Origin of the sequence: Bradyrhizobium sp. 2TAF36 (assembly GCF_052114925.1) — a bacterium.
Lineage (GTDB): Bacteria > Pseudomonadota > Alphaproteobacteria > Rhizobiales > Xanthobacteraceae > Bradyrhizobium > Bradyrhizobium barranii.
The window spans coordinates 26,597-48,096 of record NZ_JBFRFR010000071.1 but is presented as its reverse complement, the minus strand read 5'-3'; the positions used below and the strand labels follow the sequence as shown (position 1 = coordinate 48,096).

The following is a 21,500-nucleotide window of genomic DNA, read 5'->3' as shown; positions in this document are numbered from 1 at the left end:
CGTCTGCTCCGAGGGGCCCACTCCAATGTGGTGCCAATAAACGAACGCTTTGATCCTGCAATATGCCCTGCGGATCGATCGCGCAGATGTTCAGTAGCACGCGATAGTATGTTGAGGAACCACTGCTGGGCCGCGTCATTCGTTGTGCGTTCGTGCCACAGAACGCCGACCTCGGCCGACTCGGATTTGTAGGGCAGCTCATACGTTGTCAGCGATTGTGTGCGGGACATTGACGCGGCTAGTGGGCGGGGCACGATCGCGGTCAACTCCGATTGCTCAAGAAGCGTCGGTAGGGCAAAAAAATGTGGCAGCGAGACCATTATCCGGGCGCTCTGGCCCGAGGTCGAAAGCGCCTTTTCCAAAGCAGCCCGATCGTACATTTCTGATCGCCGAAATAATCCGCGTTCGGATACGAACCCTTCAGCAAGCTCATTCTGTTGGCCATGCAACGAGATCGCCGCGATCGAGAGTTCCGAAAGCGACTCGACAGACAACCTTCCAAGATGTCGAGAAGATCCGGCGATTAGCACATCGTCGCACGCGAAGAGCGACTGTGACCTGAATCTGGGTGCAATGTGCGAGAAAGTCCCGATGGCGGCGTCAACGTGTCCCAGGTCGATCTGCTCAGCCAATTCGGTGGTGCTGTCGGACCGAACAACGAGGTCGATTAGGGGCGCCTCATGCCTAAGGAGGTCTAGCAAGCGAGGTACCATCACAATCGTCACGAAATCGCTTACGGCGATCGTGAACTGCCGATTTGCGTTGGATGGCTCGAACTTAGGTACGCCAACTGCTGTCTCTAACGATTTCCATGCCTGACGTACGAGGGGGGCCATCATGAGTGCGCGGGCAGTYGGCTGCATTCCGTTCGGAGTGCGGATGAAGAGTTCGTCCCCTAGGACTTCTCTCAATCGGGCAAGGGCATGACTGACCGCGGACTGGCTCAGACATATCCTCTGACCAGCCCGGAGTACGCTGCGCTCCTCCATCACCGCGTCGAAGACCCTTAGAAGGTTTAAATCAAGCCTGTTCAGTATCGTTGTCATGATTAGCCAGGGTGGTTACGGGAGTATAGGTCAGCGACAAGTCGGATCCACGGGGCGATCGTCACACTTCGGCAGCTCGGACCTCGTCGCAAAGATCGAGAAGAAAGATCCAAGTGATGGGCGCGATGCCGCATAAATTCGGTGTCCCAGCAAGCCGAGCGCCTGTCTGACAATAAAAAGCCCGATGCCGAGGCCGTCGTTCCGCATCGGATCAAGCCGCGTGAACGCATCAAATATTCTTGGCATCTGTTCGCTAGCAATGCCGATGCCAGTGTCGTGCACCTCGATCCGAAGGTCTGAACCGCAGCGCCTGCAACCAAGAAGGATGCGTCCACCTGGTTGCGTGTACTTTATGGCGTTACTCAGCAAATTGCGCAAAGCCGCTCGCAACAGCAGACCGTCACTTCTCACTATCGCACCGGAACTAACTAAGCGAACGCTGACCCCTTTGCTCAATGCGGTTTCCTCGTTGTCCTGGTACGCCTGCCGCAAGACCTCTCCTACGCAAACCGGCGTCAGCTTGAGAGACTTGGTATGCTCCTGGATTCGAAGCGCGGTGGTAAGCAATGCCAATTGTTCCCTGAGGCGATCGATCGCGTTCTGGCCTGTCTGCAGCAGGCGTAGCTCAGCGCTGGTTCGAATTCCCATGCCAAGCAGCTCGTGTGCACTCTGGATCACTTGCAACGGCTGACGAAGATCGTGCCCCGCGATAGCGAGTAGGACCGTCTCGAACTCCGTTGCGATGTGAGATTGGCCGCTTCCCTCACTGGCATGCTCCGGCATAATCGCAATTCGGCCAGCCGCGTCTCGATCCAAGGCAATGTGTGTGGGGTGCATAGTGTTTCCTTTCAGCCTAATGGCTGTGAAAGAACATTCATTATGACGAATGGTACCCCGCATACGCCGGCGTTCGAGTTAAACGTGCTAAGAATTTGTAAAGAGGGCCAACCAGGATCAGCCGTTTTTCGGATAAGCACGAATTTTGGAGCCGCATCCAGCTAGGGCGATCCCCCATTTGATGAGCCTATCGCGCCATTCGAATTCCTAATGAATTCGCCGTGCGTTCGCTAACCTCCGCTACACTCGCAGCTGGATGGAGTATCTAGTGCTGGATCATTTTCACCCCATCTGTCCAGCAGGAGGCGAGCGGCTAGGAGATCAGGCGCTTCATCCTTCTGTAAATTGTTCCTAAATGGATCTAACTATTGCTCTGGCGCCGTGGTCGCGGCCTTGCCGATCTTCCAAGCGCGCAAAGGTGGTCGCGGAGCGCAGTTGATACGCCAGCGCGGCCTGCTGTTTACCCACTTCCAAGGATCGGCGGATCGCGTTTATCGCGCAATGACTTCCTAGTTGCGACTTCTCAGCGAGAATTTCGGCCTGTATACGAAGCAGCTCGGCAAGCTCCAGCGCAGCCCCGGAACCGTTTGCCAGATGTATAGCTTCGTCGACGATGACCAGCGCTTCGTCGAAACGTCGCAATCGCATAAGTCCCTCCGCGAGAGCGCCAGAGAATACGGTACGGAGCATGTTGTGCTGTTCAGAGTCGAGTGACGCCAACGCCTGTCGGAGCAGATCAGTGCCCGAAGCAAGCTCCCCATTGTGAAGCGAACCTCGCCCTTGAACGCTAAGCCAATGAAGCGAAACGGATCCAACCCGTGGTGTGTGGCGTAATCGCTCAATCGATCTGAAAGTTCGGCTGCACGATGGACGAGGCCAGCTCTTAGAAATACTTGCGCCGTATAGAGAGAAATGCATATCGAAATCGGATGACGGCGGACTTCCGCCTCCCGGATCGCCTGCTCCGCCGTACTAGTACCTCGTCACAGAGATTATGACTCTTTGGAAGTGGCGGGGTAGGCGCCAGCCATTTTGGCGCGAGCCTTGTCTGTTGTGAACATCCATTTGATGCGGGAGCGGGCGGCATTTCGTTGTCGTTCCCAGGCGGTGATTTCGCGGCGCAGTCGCTTAGGGTCGTCGATCCTGCGATCCAGGCACTGGCCCCGCAGGACGCCGATTTCGATCTCGACCATGTTGAGCCAGCTTGCGTGTTTTGGGGTATAGTGGAACTCGAGCCGTCGCAAAATCCGCCTGGCTTCGGCGGGCGGGAACGCCTGATAGAGGGCGCCGGCGGAGTGGGTCGATAAATTGTCCTGGACGACCCGGATGATCTCGGCGTCGGGATAATGGATGTCGACGAGATCACGCATGCATTGGGCGTAATCCCTTGCCGCTCGCCGCTCGGTGACCTTGACCTTGCGCCAGGGACGATGCACGTCGAGGAGAACGAAGAGATTGACCGTGCCATTGCGACGATACTCATAATCGTAACGTTCGAGCCTGCCGGGCTTGGCCGGGATGGGCTGACGCGTTTCGCCGATGAGTTGCACCGGGCTTTCGTCGAAGCACACCACTGGCCGCCTGGAGTCGGGTGCCTCGGCATAGAGGTCGAGCACATCCTCCATGCGGGCGACGTATTCGCCGTCGACCTGCGGAATGCACCACATGTCTTTGCGCCAGGGCTTGAGGGCATTCTCGGCCAGGCGCCGCCGAACCGTCTCGTGCGACAGGCTCTTGTGTTCGGTGAGCTTGACCATCGCACCCGCCAGCAGCTTTAGCGTCCAGCGGGCACGGCCCCTTGGCGGACTGGCGCAGGCTGTCGCCACCAGCAAGGCTTCTTCCTTGCCCGTGAGTTTGCGCTCCGCCCCGGGACGCGGCTCTTCGCTCAGCGCCCGCTCCAGATTGCCTTCCACGAAGCGTCGCTTGGTCCGGTACACGGTCGAGCCGCTCACGCCGACGCTCCTTGCGATCTCCTCGTCGCTGGTCTCGGCATCGGCGGCCAGCAAAATCTGCGCTCGCTTGAGCTTGCGGGACGCATGCTTGCCGCCGCTGAGCAGACGCATGTGAGTCCTTCGACAAAACCCTTCACGCCCACGCAGGGGCAGTATCTGGCTTTTATCCACCTCTATACCCGGCTGCATCGCAGGCCCCCGGCCGAAACCGACATGCAGGAATATTTCCGCGTCAGCCCGCCTACGGTTCACCAGATGGTCCTGACACTGGAACGCGCCCGCCTCATCAGACGGCAGCCAAGGACGCCTCGCAGCATCGAGGTCCTCGTTGATCCGAAACTCCTGCCGGAGCTAATCTGACCGCCGGACCCAACCTGTCAAAATCACTGTGCAGAGCCACTAGTCGCGCGGTTTGCGTACCCGCGTAGCCAAAGCGTGCCTCCCAGACCGACGAGCGCACGCACTCGATGATCGTAGCCAAAAAAGCTCGGATCGTGCACCGCATAGTTTTTGGAGTGCGCAAAGCCCCGTTGGCAATGGCGTTGCGCAGCATCTTGACTTCCGACGCAATGATAGGCGACGCCAAGCATCCACTCGGCGGTCACTTGCCCAGCTGGAATGTTGTGACGTCTCGAAATCGTTCTTGCCTGCCTTGCCACAGCGAGAGCGCCACGAAAATCRCCCGTCCTATAAAGGAAAGTATTCAGGCGAGCTAGGAAATGAAGCTGCTGAGTGAAGTCATGTAGCTCTGTGGCAATGGCCAAGCCTCGTTCAAGACTTCCAGGAACTCCTTGGACCACCCGTAATACATCGAGGCGGCGATGCCTTCGCGGCGGCAGAGCTAGGAGATATTCTCCTCGCCGCGCAGCCCCTCCAGCACGATACGGATCTTCTCTTCGGCCGAGTAGTGCCCGCGCGTTTGGCGCCGGATGTCTTTCAGGACTCGTTCTGCCGGCGCTTTGCCCGGTCCAGAGTTTTGCTCCATCTTCGCTCCTTAAGGCTACGATGAACCAGAAATCCTCCCTTCGTGAAGTCCTTCTATTTGTCTCAAAGGTCCTGACGGCGAACAATGACCATTGTTCAGCCGCGCAATGACGTCGTTTCACTTCCACGCCGATGGCCGCCTAGGTAGTCCATGCGTAGCACGGGAGGGAAAGACGATGGTTACGGTAGAAGCTGGCGAGCGAGGACATCGACTCATAGGCCGTCTGGTTCTGCCGATCGCCGCCGTTTTGCTGGCTGTGGCCCTGGTCTGTGTTGCCGGTGTGCGTTGGAACGATTGGGTCGGGGGTACGTCAACCCAGGTCACAGATGATGTTCATGTCCGAGCCCACATTACGCGGTTGTCGGTTCGGATTGCTGGGCAGGTGCGGACTGTCGCCGTCGACCACTTTGAATCTGTCCGAGCCGGGGGCCTTCTGGCCCAAATCGATAATTCGGAATTTGCTGCGATCGTTGCCCAGGCAGAAGCCAATGTAGCTGCCGCACGGGCCGCGTTGGAGAACCTGACCAAACAAACAGAACTACAGTATGCGGCGATTGCGCAAGCGGAAGCCGCAGAGCAAGCTGCGGTGGCTCGGCAGGTCGAGACTCGGGAAGAAAATGTATTGGCGTACATCGATAGTTATTGGCTCGCGTTTGCCGCCGCCGCGGTTGGCTTGCTTCTTCTCGCGGCGATTACCGAGCCGCCGGCGGGCCCATTGCCCCCCTGTCGCCATCCTAACAACGGGACCGGCCGTCCTCAGGAGCGCGCGGCAGGCCGACCCTGGTGGAGGCAAGTCAGCATCATCAGTGAGGTCACCTCTACTTTCATGGCATTGGTTGTCGATTCCAGGCGCCTGGGCCTCCAGATCAAGCCGGCAAGGCGTCGAATCGGTGGGACCATGAAGCATGGATACAGCTCAAGAATTGAACCCGATCCCTTGCACGATCCTGATACTTGGAAGTGGATCGACGGGCCGTTAAAGCCTCCTGAGGAGGTGTAGGTTGCGCTCTCCGGGCAGATTTGGGAACGTCGGCAAGCACATGGCGGAGAGCTGCAGCATGCTCATTCACCATTGCGGTTCTTTCACTTCCTTGCGGCTGCACGTAGCGCTGGATGAGCCGATCGCGACCGCCCCAAATGGAAGCGATTTCGACCGGCATATTATTGTTTGCTCCGTCGAGCACCTCGGGGTGGCAGAGCACGTCGAAAGAGACGCCCGAGAGGTTAGAGAGTAGCTATTCATTTGCCGATACGCTCGCCCGGCTGCGGTCGAATCTTGAAGCGTCCGGGCGCTTGCGTCTGGGACCGTGCTGTAGACGAGGCTTGGTCGGATTGATCGGCCGTTCAGCAATAACGTTGCGAAGCGGCGGCTTGCTTCGATTGAAGCGATCGGCAGCCGCCTCGCTCTTCTTTGGACGGTGGCGGACTCCGACCATTACCGCTGTAACCCGAATTCGCGCTTCGCAATTGTCCCGTAGTGATCCTGGCTCAGAATTGTCCAGCGTTGAATTGTAGGAAGTCTAACCGTGCGGACGCGACCGTGCACCTGCGGCCCAGCCGCTAGCGCCGCCATCAGCGTAAACCACCAGCAAATCCCATCCTGCTCCGATCTCTCCTACGCATCACCTATCCGGGAGTACCATGCATAATATAGTTGAAGTGCTCGCATTGATTGCCGTGGGCGCAATATTGGCATGGTCTGGCCTCCGCACTTGGCTGAAACGCGTGCCATCAAATGGGGCGGTGCAGGTCTGCTAGGGGGGCTGTCCGCTGTGGCATTGTCTGTCAGCATGCTGATGTCGCTCGGGATGATCGAGCAGCATCGCCGCTCGGCCTCGATCCCGAACGTCAAGGTTACGGCGACGCCCGAGCTGCTTGCACGTGGCAAGGGCATCGCCGACGGTCTCTGTGGTGCGTGCCATTCACAGACCGGCACGCTCACCGGCGGCTACGATCTGGCCGTTGAACTCCAGTATCCAATTGGATCGTTCGTGGCTGCAAACCTAACTCCGACCGGGTCATTGAGACATTGGTCCGATGGCGAGATATTCCGCGCCATTCGTAACGGCATCGACGCGGACGGCCGATGGCTGACCATGATGTCCTCCATCAGGGCCGGGCGGTTGAGCGACGATGATATCAAGGCTTGATCGCTTATATTCGCAGTGTGGCTGCGGTAGGAAATCCGACGCCGGATCCGCCCGATCGAATGAATATCCTCGGCCTGGTCATGCTCGGTGCAGGCATGTTGCCGCCCGCCAAGCCGATCATCACAGGCCATGTCTCGGGGCCGTTGAAGGGGCCGACTTACGAATCGGAGTACATCCTGTCGTACCAAGATTGCCGCGAGTGCCACGGCGAGAAGTTGACCGGCGGCGTACCCGGGCAGCTGGCGCCGCTTGGACCCGACCTGAATCTGGTCAAGGATTGGACGCTCGCCGGCTTCACTGCAGCCATGCGCACCGGCATCGGCCCCAACGGCCATCAAATCAGCGAACAAATGCCGTGGCGTTCGGTCGGGAAAATGGATGATGACGAGCTGAAGCGATCTACCAGTATCTGACGCACATTCCCAGTTCATAGCGCCGGGGCCGTTTTTCAGGCACCAGCTCGGCTGTAATCCAAGCTCAGGCGCGACCCGTCCGAGCGCCCCGCCACGCGCGAGCGCGAGCGGCGAGGCCCCTTCCCAAGCCAATGTGAGCATAGATTTCGATCCCAGTAGTAGGCCGAGGAGGGGATCACGGCCAAGTAGGGGAGGCCTGACGGCTCGGGGCTGTTGTCAAGTACGCCTTTTCTACTGCCGAATTGAGCGAGGCAGGCGTAAGGCGTGCAGGTGGTCCGAATCGGATACTGGGTCTCGCATCTCGGCGGCGCCAGCCACCTCTTAGATTAGCCCCAATGTCCTTGACCGTCTGCCAAGCAAGAAGCTCATCGCAGCAACGGGCGCCATGATCGATTCTATGAACGAACCTTGCGCCGTCGGGCTGACGATTTAGGAGTCGTTCGCACGTGCGATTTGCGCGAGAAGACTCGCAACAATCAGAAAAGTCCTACCCGAGTGCTTCCGAACTTAGGTTGGCACAGGATACCCGTTGAGTTGACGGGAGGTGAGACGCTGCACCGGCGCAACAAACACATAGCCTCTCATGGGTACAGTCACGATGGAGCGCTGACACTTCGGAGCTAATGCACGTCTAAGCTCGCATACCTGAACTCGGATGTTTGACTCACTAACCATTAAGTCCTGCCAAACGTGCTCCAAAATCTCTCGAAGAGCCACAACTTCTCCCGATCTCTTCACCAGGAGCACTAGTATGTCGAAAGCCCGTCCTCCAAGCTCAACGTGATCCTGGCCCTCGAGCAGAAGACGTCTGCCGGGTATCAAACAATAGGGTCCAAACGTTACAACTTCTGCTTCTTGGGTTCTCGGCATATCCAGAATTTGCCCTAACACATCTTGTCGGGGCGGCATGCTAGCATGTAGGAGTTCATTGATTTGCATGGCATTTCCCAGTGTTCGATGGCCCTCAGATGATGCCTGTCGGCGCAACCAATCAAACAACGATCAGGTCCGGGGCCGCAATCGCACGTTGGTGGGACCGAGAGCTGGGGAAAGATGATAAAGCCTATACAATGGTATGGGTCACTTCAGATGGAATGCGTTGGTCCTGTTGGGTGCCTCTCGGAGCAAAGGTCGTCACCCAAACTCTCTCCAATGTCTTGGAATCGAATCTTCGAGATCCTTCGGTGGACAGTGAAGCGTTAAGGCATGACGTGCAGGCGCACGATCGATGGGCGCATCGGCGTCTCACATTGCGAGGGCACCAGAATGCCCAGAAGGGAGGAGGCGCGATTGCTGGCCACCGGCAGAGCACGTCGTCAGCGCAACGTGAACGGGCGTGCTACGTTAGGAGCCTTCACGGGCTGCCTTAGCAAAGGCACCGACGGAGGATGGACGTGCGGTACGTCGCGATAAAATGACGCAATCGGAAGATTACAGATCTGACCTGAGCCCCTGAACTTCCTCCAAAATTGGGTAGAGTCCGTCACCTTGAGGGAGACGGAGATGAAGCAGTCGAGGTTCACGGAAGAGCGGATCATTGCGATCCTGCGGGAGCAGGAAGCGGGGTCGAAGACGGGAGATGTTTGCCGCAAGCACGGGATCAGCAGCGCGAGGTTCTACAAATGGAAGGCCAAGTATGGTGGCCTGGACGTATCAGAAGCTCGGCGCCTGAAGGTCCTTGCCGACGAGAGTGCGAAGCTGAAGAAGCTGTTGGCCGAGGCGATGCTCGATAACGCCATGCTAAAGGACCTCAATTCAAAAAAATGGTGACGCCCGTCGCCAGACGGCAGGCTGTGGCTTACCTTTGTTCAAGTTTTCAGGTCAGTCAGCGGCGGGCGTGTGAAGTGATTGGGGCTGATCGGTCCACGGTTCGCTATCTCAGTCTTCGATCTGACGATACGACCATTCGCGTCCGCCTGCGCGATTTGGCGTCGGTACGCCGGCGCTTTGGCTATCGCCGTCTGCTTCTCATGCTCCGCAGTGAAGGCGTGCTTATCAACCACAAGAAGCTGAGGCGGCTGTATGCCGAGGAGCGGCTGCAGGTTCGCCGTCGAGGTGGACGTAAGAGAGCTCTCGGAACACGGGTTCCAGTGGAGTTGCCGCAGGGACCGAACCAGCGCTGGTCACTGGATTTCGTCAGCGACACGCTGACCGACAGCCGACGCTTTCGTATCCTGGCTGTCGTTGATGACTTCACCCGGGAATGCATCGCATTGGTGGCCGACACGTCGTTGTCGGGGATCCGGGTGGGTCGTGAGCTCGATGCCGCGATCGCCCGACGAGGCCGCCCAACGATGATCGTCAGCGACAATGGGACCGAGCTCACCAGCATGGCCATCCTGCGTTGGTCGCAGCTCACCCGGATCGAGTGGCATTACATCGCGCCAGGCAAGCCGCAGCAAAATGCCTTCGTGGAAAGCTTCCATGGACGACTGCGCGACGAGCTGTTGAACGAGACGCTGTTCTCGTCAATCGATCATGCTCGGGAGCTGCTTGCCGAATGGCAGGACGATTACAACACCGTGCGTCCGCACAGCGGGATCGGCAACCTGCCGCCATCAACTTACGCCAGGCTAACAGCGCCCGACATGCAACGGGACGGGACGCTGCGCCGTGTCGAGGGCTCCGCGCCCCATCCCGTTGCATCACCGAGCGACACAGGCTCAAATGACCAAAGGATTCTTCCCATCGCTGGATGATCTTTGGGGCTCAGGCCAGATCCAGAGAGAAGGACCGAGAATCTTCCTAAAGCTCTTTGTTCCTGATGACGAAATTCCTGCCCTGCCAACGTGCTGTGGTCAACTTGGCACACGAAGTAGTGGAAATGCTTCATCCGAAAAGCAGGTCTGGACCTCCCTCGCGTTGGTCGGGGGACACCAGGCTCAGCAGATTGTCGCCGGCAGGTGCAAGCGTAGGCCGATTGCTTCCCGGAGAGCACGGTCGGATAGGTAGCAGCAACTCACACCAAAATAGGGTCCGTTACTGCGTGCCGATTTCACCAGAGAGCGGTTTGCCGAACAGTTCATTGTACTCACCGTTGAAGCGCGAGAGCTGCATCTGTTCAATCGGGTTAAAATCGATCTCGCTGGTGTTGATCTTGATGCCCGGAAGGAGCGCGCCGAGCTCAATATCCTTCAAACTGGCCGCTTGCTTCATGATGTTAGCACGCGTCAAATCGTCACCGCACTGCTTGAGAACCCGTACAAGCGTCTGCGCGGTCGCGTACCCATACACGTTAAAGATGGAGCTCTTGTCGCCATCCGGAAAGTACTGATCCATGAAAGCCGTCCATTCCGTGATGGCCGTGTCATCCTTCCAGTTTGGATCGGTTGGGTCCTTGAGGTAGTTTGCAGAAATGATACCCTTAGAGTTCTCGAGTCCCGCCGGCTTGAGGACTGCACCTACCGAATTCGAGATGTTGGCCAGGATCAAGGTCGGCCTCCAACCGATTTCTGCCGCCTTCTTGATCGCTTGTGCAGCGAACTTGGGCGACGCCTCGTCGAAGAAAATGTCGGCGCCCGATGATTTCAGCGCCACCACCTTCGAGTCCACCGTCGGCTCGGTCAAATCGTACGAGATTTCGGCAACGATCATTCGCTTTGCTGCGGCTTCGCCGAGCCCGTCCTTCAAACCTTTCAAGTAGTCGCGGCCAGAATCGTCATTTTGATAAAGAATGGCGATCTTGCCCTCTGGGTGATTTTCCAGGATGTATCTTGCATAAATGCGGCCTTCGGTTTGATAGGTCGGCTGCCAACCCATAGTCCAAGGAAAGGTCTTGTAGTCGCCAAACCTGCTCGCTCCGGTTGCTACAAACAAATGAGGGACGTGCTTCTCGTTCATGTACTTTTGGATAGCCGCGTTTGTAGGGGTGCCTAAGCTCTCGAAAATGAAAAGTACCTCGTCGCCTTCGACGAGCTTCCGCGCTTGCTCCACGGTTTTTGGCGGACTAAAGGCATCGTCATAACTGATGAAACTGATCTTGCGCCCGTTGATGCCGCCGTGATCGTTCACCATCCTGAAGAAGGCCGCTTGTGTTCGACCTATTTGCGCGTAAGCCGACAAGGGCCCGCTATACGGCATGATATTCCCGACCTTGATCTCGGTATCTGATGCGCCGGGGTCATAATGTTTCTGAGCAGCACTCGGACCTGCGGTGAACGCAAGTGTCAACGCGACGGATACCAGCAGAATGAAGCGGAGCTGCATCATGTCAACCATCCCCTTGCCATTTGGAAAAGTGGCGCGACAACACTTGGAGCAACGCGTAATACTGTCTTCTGGTCCCGAGGACTAAGTGTTCCTTCTCGGGGCTTCTGTTCAAGAGCCGTATTTTACAGATCCTCGCGCACCCGGCCACCTCCCTTTGGCTTAGTCCCGTTTATACCAACGTATGATGGGAGGGCTTTTTGGCACTGCGGCAAAGCAAGCCAGTGCTCGCTCATTAYGGGCCGAAGAACAAGCTGTACCTTCGTCTGCGTCGTCGGGCCCGCAACTTGGCAACTCGAACTGTCTAAGCCAATCTTATTGGACTATCCTATTGAAAGCGCAGTTTATCGGCGAAGCGTGGGGCCAATTGCCGTTTTGCGCTCGACGTAGGAAAGCTTCCACGAGATTGCGTGAAAATGCTACTCTGACCGGACACAAACTCTGCTTCGCCCTTTTGTGGCTCTTACCCTTTTTGGCGAGGCGGTGTCCGCGCCTCCTGACCAACAACGGTTTGCGAGTGGGACCATTTCCAATGGTGAACGCGAGCGGAATAGACGTCCTTGAGATTTTGTCCGAAGACGGCGGGCTCATATTCGGCCGAGGTTCACGGTTAGCCGCAGGAGGGCAGCGCCAGCAAGTACTGGTTGCCCTTCCGGCTGCGAAACGAGCAGAAGCGAGCACTCTTAATCGTCTGGCGCATGAGTATTCGTTGAGAGATGAACTCAAAGGCGACTGGGCGGTGCAGCCGAGTGAACTCCTGACGGACTGCGGTCAGAGCATTCTCCTGTTTGAAGATTCGGGCGGCAAGTTGCTCAGCTCGCTACTCGACGCTCCGATCGGCATAGAGATCTTCCTACGAATTGCCCGTGGCCTTGCGGCGGCCCTACAAAAGGTCCATGAGCAAGGCCTGGTCCATAAAGATATCAAGCCCAGTCACATTCTGATCAACTCGGCTACGGGTGAGGTCCGGCTCACCGGCTTCGGCATCGCGTCACGCCTCTTCCGAGAACGCCAGGCGCCATCTCCCCCGGAATCGATCGCCGGCACTCTCGCCTATATGGCCCCGGAACAAACCGGGAGAATGAACCGCTCGATCGATTCCAGGAGCGACCTGTACTCCTTGGGCGTCACGCTCTATCAGATGCTCACGGGCGCGCTCCCCTTCAGCGCGTGCGATCCCATCGAATGGGTTCATTGCCACATTGCTCGAACGCCAATACCACCGAACCAGCGGTCGGATAATACTCCCTCGCCGGTCTCTCAACTTGTGATGAAGCTCCTCGCCAAGACTGCGGAGGAGAGATATCAGACGGCTGCGGGAGTCGAACACGATCTTCGGCGATGTCAGGCCGAATTCGAGAAACGGCACCGAATTGACGAATTTCAGCTCGCGGAGCACGATCTGATAGGCCGGCTTCAGATCCCTGAAAAGCTCTACGGTCGTGCGCACGAAATAGACTGTTTGCTTAGCACGTTTGACCGAGTCGTAACCACTGGTGTGCCCGAATTAGTTCTCGTATCCGGATATTCAGGCATCGGCAAGTCATCTGTAGTTAATGAGCTTCACAAGGTCCTGGTGCCGCCGCGAGGGCTGTTTGCCTCTGGCAAGTTCGGTCAGTATGAACGTCACATTCCGTATGCCACCGTAGCGCAGGCCTTTCGAACTCTCGTCCGCCAGATTCTAGGCGAAGGCGAAGCGGAGCTCCAACGCTGGCAACATGAGTTGCGCAGCGCGCTTGGCGAAAATGGCGGGCTGATTGTGAATCTCATCCCCGAGCTGGAACTCCTCATTGGCAAGCAACCGCCAGTCGCTGATCTATCTCCTCAGGATGCGCAGCGCCGTTTTCAGACAGTGTTACGACGATTTATTTCTGTGTTCGCGCGTCCTGAGCACCCGCTGGCGCTTTTCCTTGACGATCTGCAATGGCTCGATGTCGCAACGCTGGATCTAATCGAAAGCCTTACCGCGCAATCGGATGTGCGGCATCTGTTGCTGATTGGTGCTTATCGAGACAATGAAGTCACGGCTACGCATCCCCTCTTCGAAAAGATCGACGCGATCCGTCGAGGCGGCGCAACAATACAAGAAGTTTCATTAGCGCCGCTGACTTTCGCAGACCTTTCGGAGCTGATCTCAGACTCCTTACGCTGCGAGGCTAATGTCGCCGAACCGCTCGTGAGATTGGTTCACGTAAAGACTGGCGGAAATCCATTTTTCTCAATTCACTTTCTTTCTTCACTCGCGAATGACGCTTTACTCACGTTCGACGCCGCGAATGCGCGATGGTGCTGGGATCTCAATTGCATTCACGGCAAGGGTTACACCGATAACGTCGTCGATCTCATGGCAAAACAACTCGGTCGATTACCGGCAAGAACTCAGGAAGCGCTCTGCCAGCTCGCCTGTGTCGGTTCCAGTGCGATGTTTGGGCTACTCGAAATGGTCTGCGAGATATCGCAGGAAGATCTTCATGTATGTCTCTGGGAGGCGGTGCGAGCCGAGCTCATTCTTCGCTTAGACGATGCATATGCATTTCAACACGATCGTATCCAGGAAGCGGCCTATTTGCTCGTCCCCGAGGAAGCGCGCGCCGAGCGCCACCTACGCATAGGCAGACTGCTCTTCGCGCATACGCCGGCGCAAAAACTCGAAGAGGCGATCTTCGACATCGTCGGGCATTTCAATCGAAGTGCGGCATTGATCACCTCTCAAGGAGAAATGGAGCAAGTTGCACAGCTCAATCTACTTGCTGGCAAACGTGCTAAGAACGCAGCCGCCTACTCATCTGCACAGACTTATCTTGCTGTCGGCCGGTCGCTCTTAGGAAGCGATTGCTGGTCGCGGCTATACACCCTAGCTTTCGAGCTGGAATACAACCTCGCCGAGTCGGAATTTCTGACGAACGATTTGGAGCCGGCTGAAGAGCGATTACTCCTGCTTGCGAACCGCGTGAAGAATGTCGTCCACCTAGGCGCTGTCGCTTCCCTCCGCGTCGATCTTTATGTGATGCTCGCTCGCTCGGAGCGCTCCGTCGAGGTGGGACTGGAGTATCTTCGAAAGGTGGGCATTGAATGGTCGCCTCATCCAACGAGCGAGGAGGTGAGGGAAGAGTACGAAGGGCTTAGGGATCAACTCAGAAGATACTCTATCGAGGATTTGCTTGATCTTCCGTTGATGGAGGACGCCGGCACGCTTGCGACGATGAACGTCCTCTCCAAGCTCATGCCGTCCGGCAACAACACAGACTACAATCTGAACTGCCTGCTGATCGCGCGCATGGTGAACCTGAGCCTCTTGCACGGCAACAGCGATGCATCCTGTCTCGGATATGTTTCGCTAGCCTTGGTTTTGGCAACCGACTTTGGCGATTATATCACCGCGGAACGCTTAGCGCAGCTCAGCCTCGATCTCGTCGAYAAGCGCGGAATGGACCCGCTCAAGGCCCGCATCTATCTAAGGGTCGGAGGGGCTATTAGCCCCTTGATCCGCCACTTTCGTTTTGGGCGCCTGCTCGTGGTACGAGGCAGCGAAGAGGGCGATAAGGTCGGCGACATCCTTTACGCTGGTCATTGCCGCTCACACGTAATCAAGAGCTTGATTGCATCTGGTGAGCCTCTTGATGTGGTAGAAAGAGAAGCCCTGGCGGCCCTCGATTTCGCGCGTAGGACAGGTTCCAGTTTTGTTTTCCTCCTCATCCTCAATAAGCTCTACTTCGTTCGTACTCTGAGGGGACGGCCTTTAGATCTAAGATTGTTCGATAATACCGAGATCGATCAGGCCGACTATGAAAGTTATCTTGCTGCAGACCCGAATTTGACCAATCCTTCGTACGCATATTGGACCAGAAAATTGCAGGCTTGTGTCTTCGCGCAAGAATTTTCGTCGGCACTTCAAGCCGCGAGAAAAGCGCAAGGCATGCTCAATGGCCCGTCTCCAGTCGAGCGAGCCGAGTACCATTTTTATTCCGCATTGGCGCGAGCAGGGGCGGTCGTCAGTTTTGAAGACGTCGAACCCGACGAGAGGAGGGCGGTACAGGAAGCATTGACGGCCCATCACAAGCAACTTCAGATCTGGGCTCAACAATGTCCTGAAAATTTCGAGAACCGCGCGGCGCTCATTGCCGCGGAAATGGCCCGCCTCGACGGGCGCGACCTTGATGCTCAGCAACTGTACGATCAGGCGATCCGTTCGGCTCAGCTCAATGGGTTTGTGCACAACGAGGCTTTAGCGTGCGAGACGGCTGCGCGCTTTTACGAATCGCGGGGCCTCACGGCGATGGCGGATCTCCTTCGTGAAAAGGCCCGAGATGGTTATTTGCGGTGGGGCGCCGGGGCGAAGGTACGGCAACTCGAGTCCCTCTATCTCCACTTGGAGAGGAGTGAGTTGCGCGGCGCAAAGACAGAAATGTTGACGCCAGATCAACAGCTCGACGTCGCCGCTGTGGTGAAGGCATCACAAGCCTTGTCCGGTGAGATCCTTCTGCCGCGCTTGATCGAACGTTTAATGACGATTGCCATGCAAAGTGCGGGAGCAGATCGGGGCTTATTAATCCGCCCAAGCGAAGGTGATTACCGGATTGAAGCAGAGGCACGGAGTGATGGTGACTGTATCGTTCTGGATTATGGCTCAGACGCAAGTGGGATACTTCCTGTAAGTGTCGTTCGGTATGTAATGAGAACACACGAGACTGTGCTTCTCGACGATGGGTCCAAACAACATCTATTCTCAGAAGAATATTTCCGAGTTGGAGGGGTGCGATCTGTACTTTGCGTTCCGCTTCTTCGTCAGGGAATACTGGTGGGAGTGATCTATCTGGAGAACGCGCTCGCATCCCACGTCTTCACGCCTGAGCGGGCGAGGCTCTTGGAGCTCCTGGGTTCGCAAGCGGCGATTTCGCTCGAGAACACCCGCCTTTATGGCGACTTACAGGAGCGTGAAGCGAAGGTTCGTCGGCTGGTCGAGTCCAACATAATCGGCATATGCATTTATGACGGCCAAAGCCGTATCACAGAGGCGAATGACGCGTTTCTGGGCATCGTAGGCTATAGCCGGGATGACATCTCTTCTAGTCGGCTTAGCTTTAACGACTTGGCACCTCCGGAAAGGAGTGCTGCTGACGTGCGGCTGTTGTTCGAGATTGCGTCGGCGGGAAGCTCGGAGCCTGCCGAAGAGGTCTTTGTGAGAAAAGGCGGGGGTCGCGTTCCAGTACTTGTGGGAGGAGCGTCGTTCGGCGAGCCACCACACCAGGGTGTAGCCTTTGTCCTAGACTTGACAGAGCGAAAGCGCGCTCAGGAAGAGCTGGCGCACGCGAATCGAGTAGCCACAATGGGTCAGCTCTCTGCCTCCATAGCACACGAGGTCAACCAACCGCTTGCTGCGCTGCTTACAAATGCTGGAACGGCAGCGCGCTGGCTCGCTCGTCAGCCACCGAACTTGGAAAAAGCCAAGCCGTTGATCGACCGCGTTATCGCAGACGGTAAACGCGCCGCTGACATTCTTAGCCGTATCCGTGATTTCTCGAAAAAAGCCCCTGCGCGAGCAGAGGAGTTAGACATCAACAAGGTGATTTTGGAGATCGTCGGGCTAACTCGTGTTGTTCTGTCCGAGCATAGCGTTTCACTTAAGATGGTACTCTCGGAAGATCTGCCGCACATATTTGCAGATAGAATCCAGTTGCAGCAAGTGATCCTGAACTTGATCATGAACGCCATCGAAGCTATGAACACAGCTACTGAAGGATCGCGCATGATATCGATCGGAACGAGTGTTGCCGATCCTACCGGTGTCCTTGTAGCCGTAAGCGACTCGGGGCCGGGGCTCTCGGCGGGAGACGCCGAACGTATCTTCGAGCCGTTCTTTACAACGAAATCAACCGGGTTAGGGATGGGCTTATCGATCTGTAGATCGATTGTCGACGCGCACGGCGGACGGCTATGGGCGACTCCGAACAGGCCTCAGGGCGCTGTCTTTTGCATGCTGCTGCCTGCTGGAAAATGAATTCAGATAAGATGCTCGCCGGTGGCGTTCTTATCGACTGGTACGCAAGCGTTTGCGGCTGCGCTGCCTGTGACGGTACATCTCTGGAGACGGCGAGTGACTTTTTGCTAGCCTCCAGGATTGCTACGGCGAGCTTTCAAAGCGTCGGCCATTCGGACCAACTCGGCAAAGCTTTGCGCCATCATTTTGTGCATGACCGCGCCACGGTGAATCTTGACCGTGATCTCGCTGATACCGAGATCGCTAGCTACCTGTTTATTCATCTTGCCGGCGGTAACGTGCCACATGATCTCCTGCTCCCGGCGTGAGAGAGCCTTGTATCGCTCCTCTAGCTGAGAAAGATCGTACTCAGAACTTCGGCGTTGGCGGTCCCGGTCAATGGCAGTAATGACTGCGTCCAGCATGTCCTGGTCGCGAAACGGCTTTGGGAGAAAATCCACGGCGCCGTGCTTCATGGCACGAACCGACATCGAAATGTCGCCGAAGCCTGTGATCATCACCACCGGCATGCCGACGCCGATTTGACTCAGACGTCCTTGGAATTCTAGACCGTTTACGTCCGGCAAGCGGACATCCAGAACGATACAGCCTGGCCGGTCGGCCCGCCTAGCCGAAAGAAAGTCCTCCGCTGTTGCATAGGTCTGAGTTTGTAGGCCCACTGAATCAAAGAGATCCGCTAACGCGCTTCGCATAGACGCGTCGTCATCAACCACATGCACCAGGGGCTTTGTCTTCTCTCCAGATAGCATGCTCCTAGTTTAAACCCTATCTCGGGTCAACTGCTATCAAAATGGCACGGATGTTGCGATCAAAGCTGGTATAGGCCGAGGATGCCTGCATCCCCAGATCTTTGCGAAAAAGTCGTCCGGTGACAACGGCTTAGATAGGGCATCGGACTTTAAGCAAACGGCTGAAATAAGGGTACCAGTATAGACCTATCAAGATTCAACCGTGCCGGGCGGACAAGGTAACACTCTCGTATGATTTCGCCAAACCTCGGCTCGTGCGAGTGTACTGCGTGCTCCACGCTTCCCAGCTGAAGTTGAATGCAAAGTGCCGAGAGAGCTCGAGATCGCAGTCATCGATGATGATGAACCATTCCGGATGGCGCTGGTGGAGTCGCTTTCCTCGCTGGGGTTTGGTGCTGATGGATACACTTCCGCGGAGGCGTATACTAGCACAGTTGCAATCGTATCATGCGATTGCATCGTCACAGACATTCATATGCCCGGAATGAGTGGGCTAGAGCTGATTAAATGGCTGAAGGCTCGCGGGTCAGTAGTTCCTGTTGTGCTGATTACTGCACACACAGAGGAAAACCTGGAGGGCAGAGCAGCCTCTGCCGGTGCAGCGGGCTTGCTTCGTAAGCCGTTTGAAATAGATGATCTTGTCGAATGCATTGAGCGGACGCTGCGTGCATCGAGGTGAGCGGATGGCCGGCATTTTGCGGGATTGATGGCGAGTAAACCAGACGAAGCCTCTGGATGGGGACGCTCGTTGAGTCGCAGGCGACCCCCGCATGTGGCGTGAGAGCGAGATCGAGATGCTGTGAAAGGTCTGTAGCCGGGCCGCGGGTACGCACGCTGCCCTCGGTACAAGTCGAGGATTGTCGTGGTGCTGGAAGTGAAGAGCTGAGCGCCGCGGGTAGTTACGGCGACACGGTAGCTTGCGCATGCGCGGGCGTTTGTTGATGCAAAGCCGAAATTCGTCGACCTCAATGGATCGCCGAGTTTGCGCCTATCTTGCTCGTGCGGCCTCAACGTTGATAATGGCAATTAGTGGGCGGACCAGAGCGCAAATGTTTTGCGGGGGGCGATTGCCGATCTCTTCCCACGAGCCACACGACTTCCCCGAGCTCAGCGCGACTGCTTGACCAAAAGCTGGCGTTCTGCAGAGGCACTCCTGGGGTCGCGGCTTGCCTCTGCGCTCCTTCGGCGGAATCTAGGGCGCGTGATCCTCACGCCACACGCCTACGAACGCCATTGCGGGGCATCAATTGCCCTGAATGCGGTTCGTGGCCGGACGATGTTCGATTGCACGTCTCGAGCTACGCTTCGTCAGTCGGAGCTGCGGAGCTGCGGAGCCGTGGTGCCGACGATCGGACCGACTTCGAGCTGGCTAAGCTTGCGGTCACGGGGTTGCGCAACAGTCAGTAGCAAGGCGATCAGTCAGCGCGAGCGCGCGGCGACCGCCACTAAACGGTAGCGGCCCGTGTTGTACGATGTGGCAGAGGCCGGCTTTGACCCGCAGCTCACCTCGACGGTTCAGCCGCCGTCGTGTTCGCGCGGGGCCTTGACGCTTGTGCACTCGGGCAAGGCCTCGCCTATTTCGTGATCTCTCCCTGGGTTAGCAAAAATGTTGCGATGCAACTTGACACCGAATCTGACTCGGCATCCGCCCAGGACAGTACGAATGAGGAGGTCAACCATTCGTCTCAAGGCCGACCGCGTTACTATAAGTCTAGCAGAGCGGCGCGGCGCCTAACAATCGTAGACAATGGGTGCTCAATGGATCGACGAGTGTTCGTTGCGGTCATTCTCGCGCCGTTTTTGGGCCTGTCTCGCGCGCGCAGTCACGTAAAAGCAAGCAGGTCATGACGGTCGTAGATTGGCGTCCGAGCGCGTACCACTGTTTCAACGGCTTGATCACTTCTCGCGCTTCGCCTTCCTCGACCAACTACCTCCGTCCCACGATGTTTTTCGTTGCCTGGTGCGCTCCAGTGCCCTTCGCAGTCCAGCGGTCGTGCAGAGTCCTCATCTGGCGGCTGCAATCGTTTCATTTCCGTAGTTAACGTCGCATCGCTATCAATGATGAACGATCTGGAGCGAGCGATCCAACACGAGGATCGCACAGAAGTTGCAGATGAGGCGCTCTCCGACCGCAGCGGTCGCTTAGCTTTGAAGCGGGACCTCCGTGCGTCTTCACTCTGAAAGGAAAAAAGATGTGTGCGAAGACCCCAAAAGATGGCACCCAACATGTATGCAGTGTGGATTGCGATCATGGAAGTGATCCAACGTCCGTAGCCATCGATGGGGTGCGAATTCCGGACAGTAAAATGGCCCAGGAATTAAGGCAGCTGATCCGCGACACCGAAACGGATCTTCTCTTCAATCATTCAACGCGCGTCTATTTTTTCGGGGCTCTGACCGGAAAACGACGTCGCCTGAGGTTTGACCACGAGCTTCTCTACGTCGGCGCGATGTTTCACGACATAGGTCTTACGGAACGATATCAGGCATCCGCCAACCGTTTCGAAGTCGACAGCGCCAATGCCGCTCGAGACTTCCTGAGAAGGCACGGGATCCCCGAAAGGGGCGTCGAAGCAGTGTGGGACGCGGTCTCGCTGCATACCACGCCGGGAATTCCCGAGCATAAGCAAGCCGAGGTGGCCCTTTTGACTTCCGGAGTAGAAATGGACGTTATGGGCCTCGCATACGAGCAGTTTACCGAAGCCCAACGTAACGCAGTTCTGGCAGCTTATCCACGTGGCGACTCGTTTAAGAACGACATCATCGAAGCGTTCTATAACGGGATGAAGCACAGGCCGAACAGTACATTCGGGACCGTCAATGACGACGTGCTCGCTTACCGCGACCCCCACTTCCAGAGAGTGGATTTCTGCAAACTTATATTGCAGTCGCCTTGGAGTGGGTAACGGGTCCCATCGCAGCCCACTCCCGCCCGATAATGTATCCGAATTCTAGGTTTTCGGATTTCGTATCGAGCCAAACGCGAGAGCACAGATGATAGAGAGATGATTCCCGGTCCGCATGAAGTCGCAGCTTTAGACTGAACGCATGTCAATCAGAGATGACAGGCCGACCAAAGTGTTGCGTTTGACGAGAACCCTATCGATAGCCATCGAGGATAAGTCATGTCTTGCAAGTGGATCGCAGCGGCTTTCACGATACTG

14 protein-coding genes and 1 pseudogene are annotated in these 21,500 nt (G+C 56.7%); 7 read left to right on the top strand and 8 right to left on the bottom strand.

Going from position 1 to position 21,500, the window contains the following annotated elements; all coding sequences use genetic code 11:
- The 5 genes and pseudogenes from AB4Z51_RS33465 to AB4Z51_RS33445 all read right to left on the bottom strand — a co-directional run.
- Positions 1 to 1,046, bottom strand: a 1,046-nt coding sequence (locus AB4Z51_RS33465) for a LysR family transcriptional regulator (protein ID WP_441498825.1), incomplete at its 3' end; no start/stop codon positions are given.
- 30 nt (positions 1,047 to 1,076) lie between these two features.
- Entirely contained in the window at positions 1,077 to 1,883 is an 807-nt protein-coding gene (locus AB4Z51_RS33460) for a sensor histidine kinase (protein WP_167768236.1), read from the bottom strand.
- Positions 1,884 to 2,234: 351 nt separating this feature from the next.
- A complete protein-coding gene (locus AB4Z51_RS33455) occupies positions 2,235 to 2,525 on the bottom strand; it encodes a hypothetical protein (protein WP_135216219.1) in 291 nt (96 codons plus the stop codon).
- Between the two features lie 350 nt (positions 2,526 to 2,875).
- Entirely contained in the window at positions 2,876 to 3,946 is a 1,071-nt protein-coding gene (locus AB4Z51_RS33450) for an IS630 family transposase (RefSeq protein ID WP_441498824.1), read from the bottom strand.
- A gap of 667 nt (positions 3,947 to 4,613) precedes the next feature.
- Positions 4,614 to 4,820, bottom strand: a pseudogene (locus AB4Z51_RS33445) (transposase); the annotation flags it as partial.
- Between the two features lie 175 nt (positions 4,821 to 4,995).
- Here AB4Z51_RS33445 and AB4Z51_RS33440 point away from each other — a divergent pair.
- The 3 genes from AB4Z51_RS33440 (at position 4,996) to AB4Z51_RS33430 (ending at position 7,383) form a co-directional block, all read left to right on the top strand.
- Positions 4,996 to 5,820, top strand: a complete 825-nt coding sequence (locus AB4Z51_RS33440) for a biotin/lipoyl-binding protein (protein ID WP_167768234.1) — start codon at positions 4,996 to 4,998, stop codon at positions 5,818 to 5,820.
- A 694-nt stretch (positions 5,821 to 6,514) separates the two neighbouring features.
- Positions 6,515 to 6,970, top strand: coding sequence for a c-type cytochrome (locus AB4Z51_RS33435; RefSeq protein WP_244623337.1), 456 nt, complete (start codon positions 6,515 to 6,517; stop codon positions 6,968 to 6,970).
- Positions 6,967 to 7,383 (top strand): hypothetical protein, encoded by a 417-nt coding sequence (locus AB4Z51_RS33430; protein WP_244623336.1) that lies wholly within the window; start codon positions 6,967 to 6,969, stop codon positions 7,381 to 7,383. The genes AB4Z51_RS33435 and AB4Z51_RS33430 overlap by 4 nt, the downstream gene beginning before the upstream one ends.
- Positions 7,384 to 7,890: 507 nt before the next feature.
- Here the strand turns inward: AB4Z51_RS33430 and AB4Z51_RS33425 are convergent.
- Positions 7,891 to 8,253, bottom strand: a complete 363-nt coding sequence (locus AB4Z51_RS33425; RefSeq protein ID WP_441498828.1) for a winged helix-turn-helix domain-containing protein — start codon at positions 8,251 to 8,253, stop codon at positions 7,891 to 7,893.
- A 633-nt stretch (positions 8,254 to 8,886) separates the two neighbouring features.
- On the opposite strand from AB4Z51_RS33425, the gene AB4Z51_RS33420 reads away from it, so the two are divergent.
- Positions 8,887 to 10,082 (top strand): IS3 family transposase gene (locus AB4Z51_RS33420; protein WP_441498823.1). Its coding sequence is split into 2 segments (ribosomal slippage): positions 8,887 to 9,148 and positions 9,148 to 10,082, totalling 1,197 coding nucleotides; the frame shifts between segments, so codons are not numbered across the junction.
- Positions 10,083 to 10,362: 280 nt separating this feature from the next.
- Here the strand turns inward: AB4Z51_RS33420 and AB4Z51_RS33415 are convergent.
- The gene (locus AB4Z51_RS33415) at positions 10,363 to 11,592 is read right to left on the bottom strand and encodes an ABC transporter substrate-binding protein (RefSeq protein WP_135216215.1); all 1,230 of its coding nucleotides are present in this window, start codon (positions 11,590 to 11,592) and stop codon (positions 10,363 to 10,365) included.
- Between the two features lie 529 nt (positions 11,593 to 12,121).
- Here AB4Z51_RS33415 and AB4Z51_RS33410 point away from each other — a divergent pair.
- Positions 12,122 to 17,587 carry an AAA family ATPase gene (locus AB4Z51_RS33410; protein ID WP_135216214.1) on the top strand — a complete coding sequence of 1,822 codons (5,466 nt, stop codon included), beginning with the start codon at positions 12,122 to 12,124 and terminating at the stop codon, positions 17,585 to 17,587.
- Between the two features lie 107 nt (positions 17,588 to 17,694).
- Here AB4Z51_RS33410 and AB4Z51_RS33405 read toward each other — a convergent pair whose 3' ends face one another.
- Entirely contained in the window at positions 17,695 to 18,336 is a 642-nt protein-coding gene (locus AB4Z51_RS33405) for a response regulator transcription factor (RefSeq protein WP_135216213.1), read from the bottom strand.
- A gap of 304 nt (positions 18,337 to 18,640) precedes the next feature.
- Here AB4Z51_RS33405 and AB4Z51_RS33400 point away from each other — a divergent pair, with 304 nt between their 5' ends.
- The gene (locus AB4Z51_RS33400) at positions 18,641 to 19,015 is read left to right on the top strand and encodes a response regulator (RefSeq protein ID WP_135216212.1); all 375 of its coding nucleotides are present in this window, start codon (positions 18,641 to 18,643) and stop codon (positions 19,013 to 19,015) included.
- A 1,627-nt stretch (positions 19,016 to 20,642) separates the two neighbouring features.
- Positions 20,643 to 21,242 carry an HD domain-containing protein gene (locus AB4Z51_RS33395; RefSeq protein ID WP_244623335.1) on the top strand — a complete coding sequence of 200 codons (600 nt, stop codon included), beginning with the start codon at positions 20,643 to 20,645 and terminating at the stop codon, positions 21,240 to 21,242.
- The last annotated feature ends 258 nt before the right edge of the window (positions 21,243 to 21,500 follow it).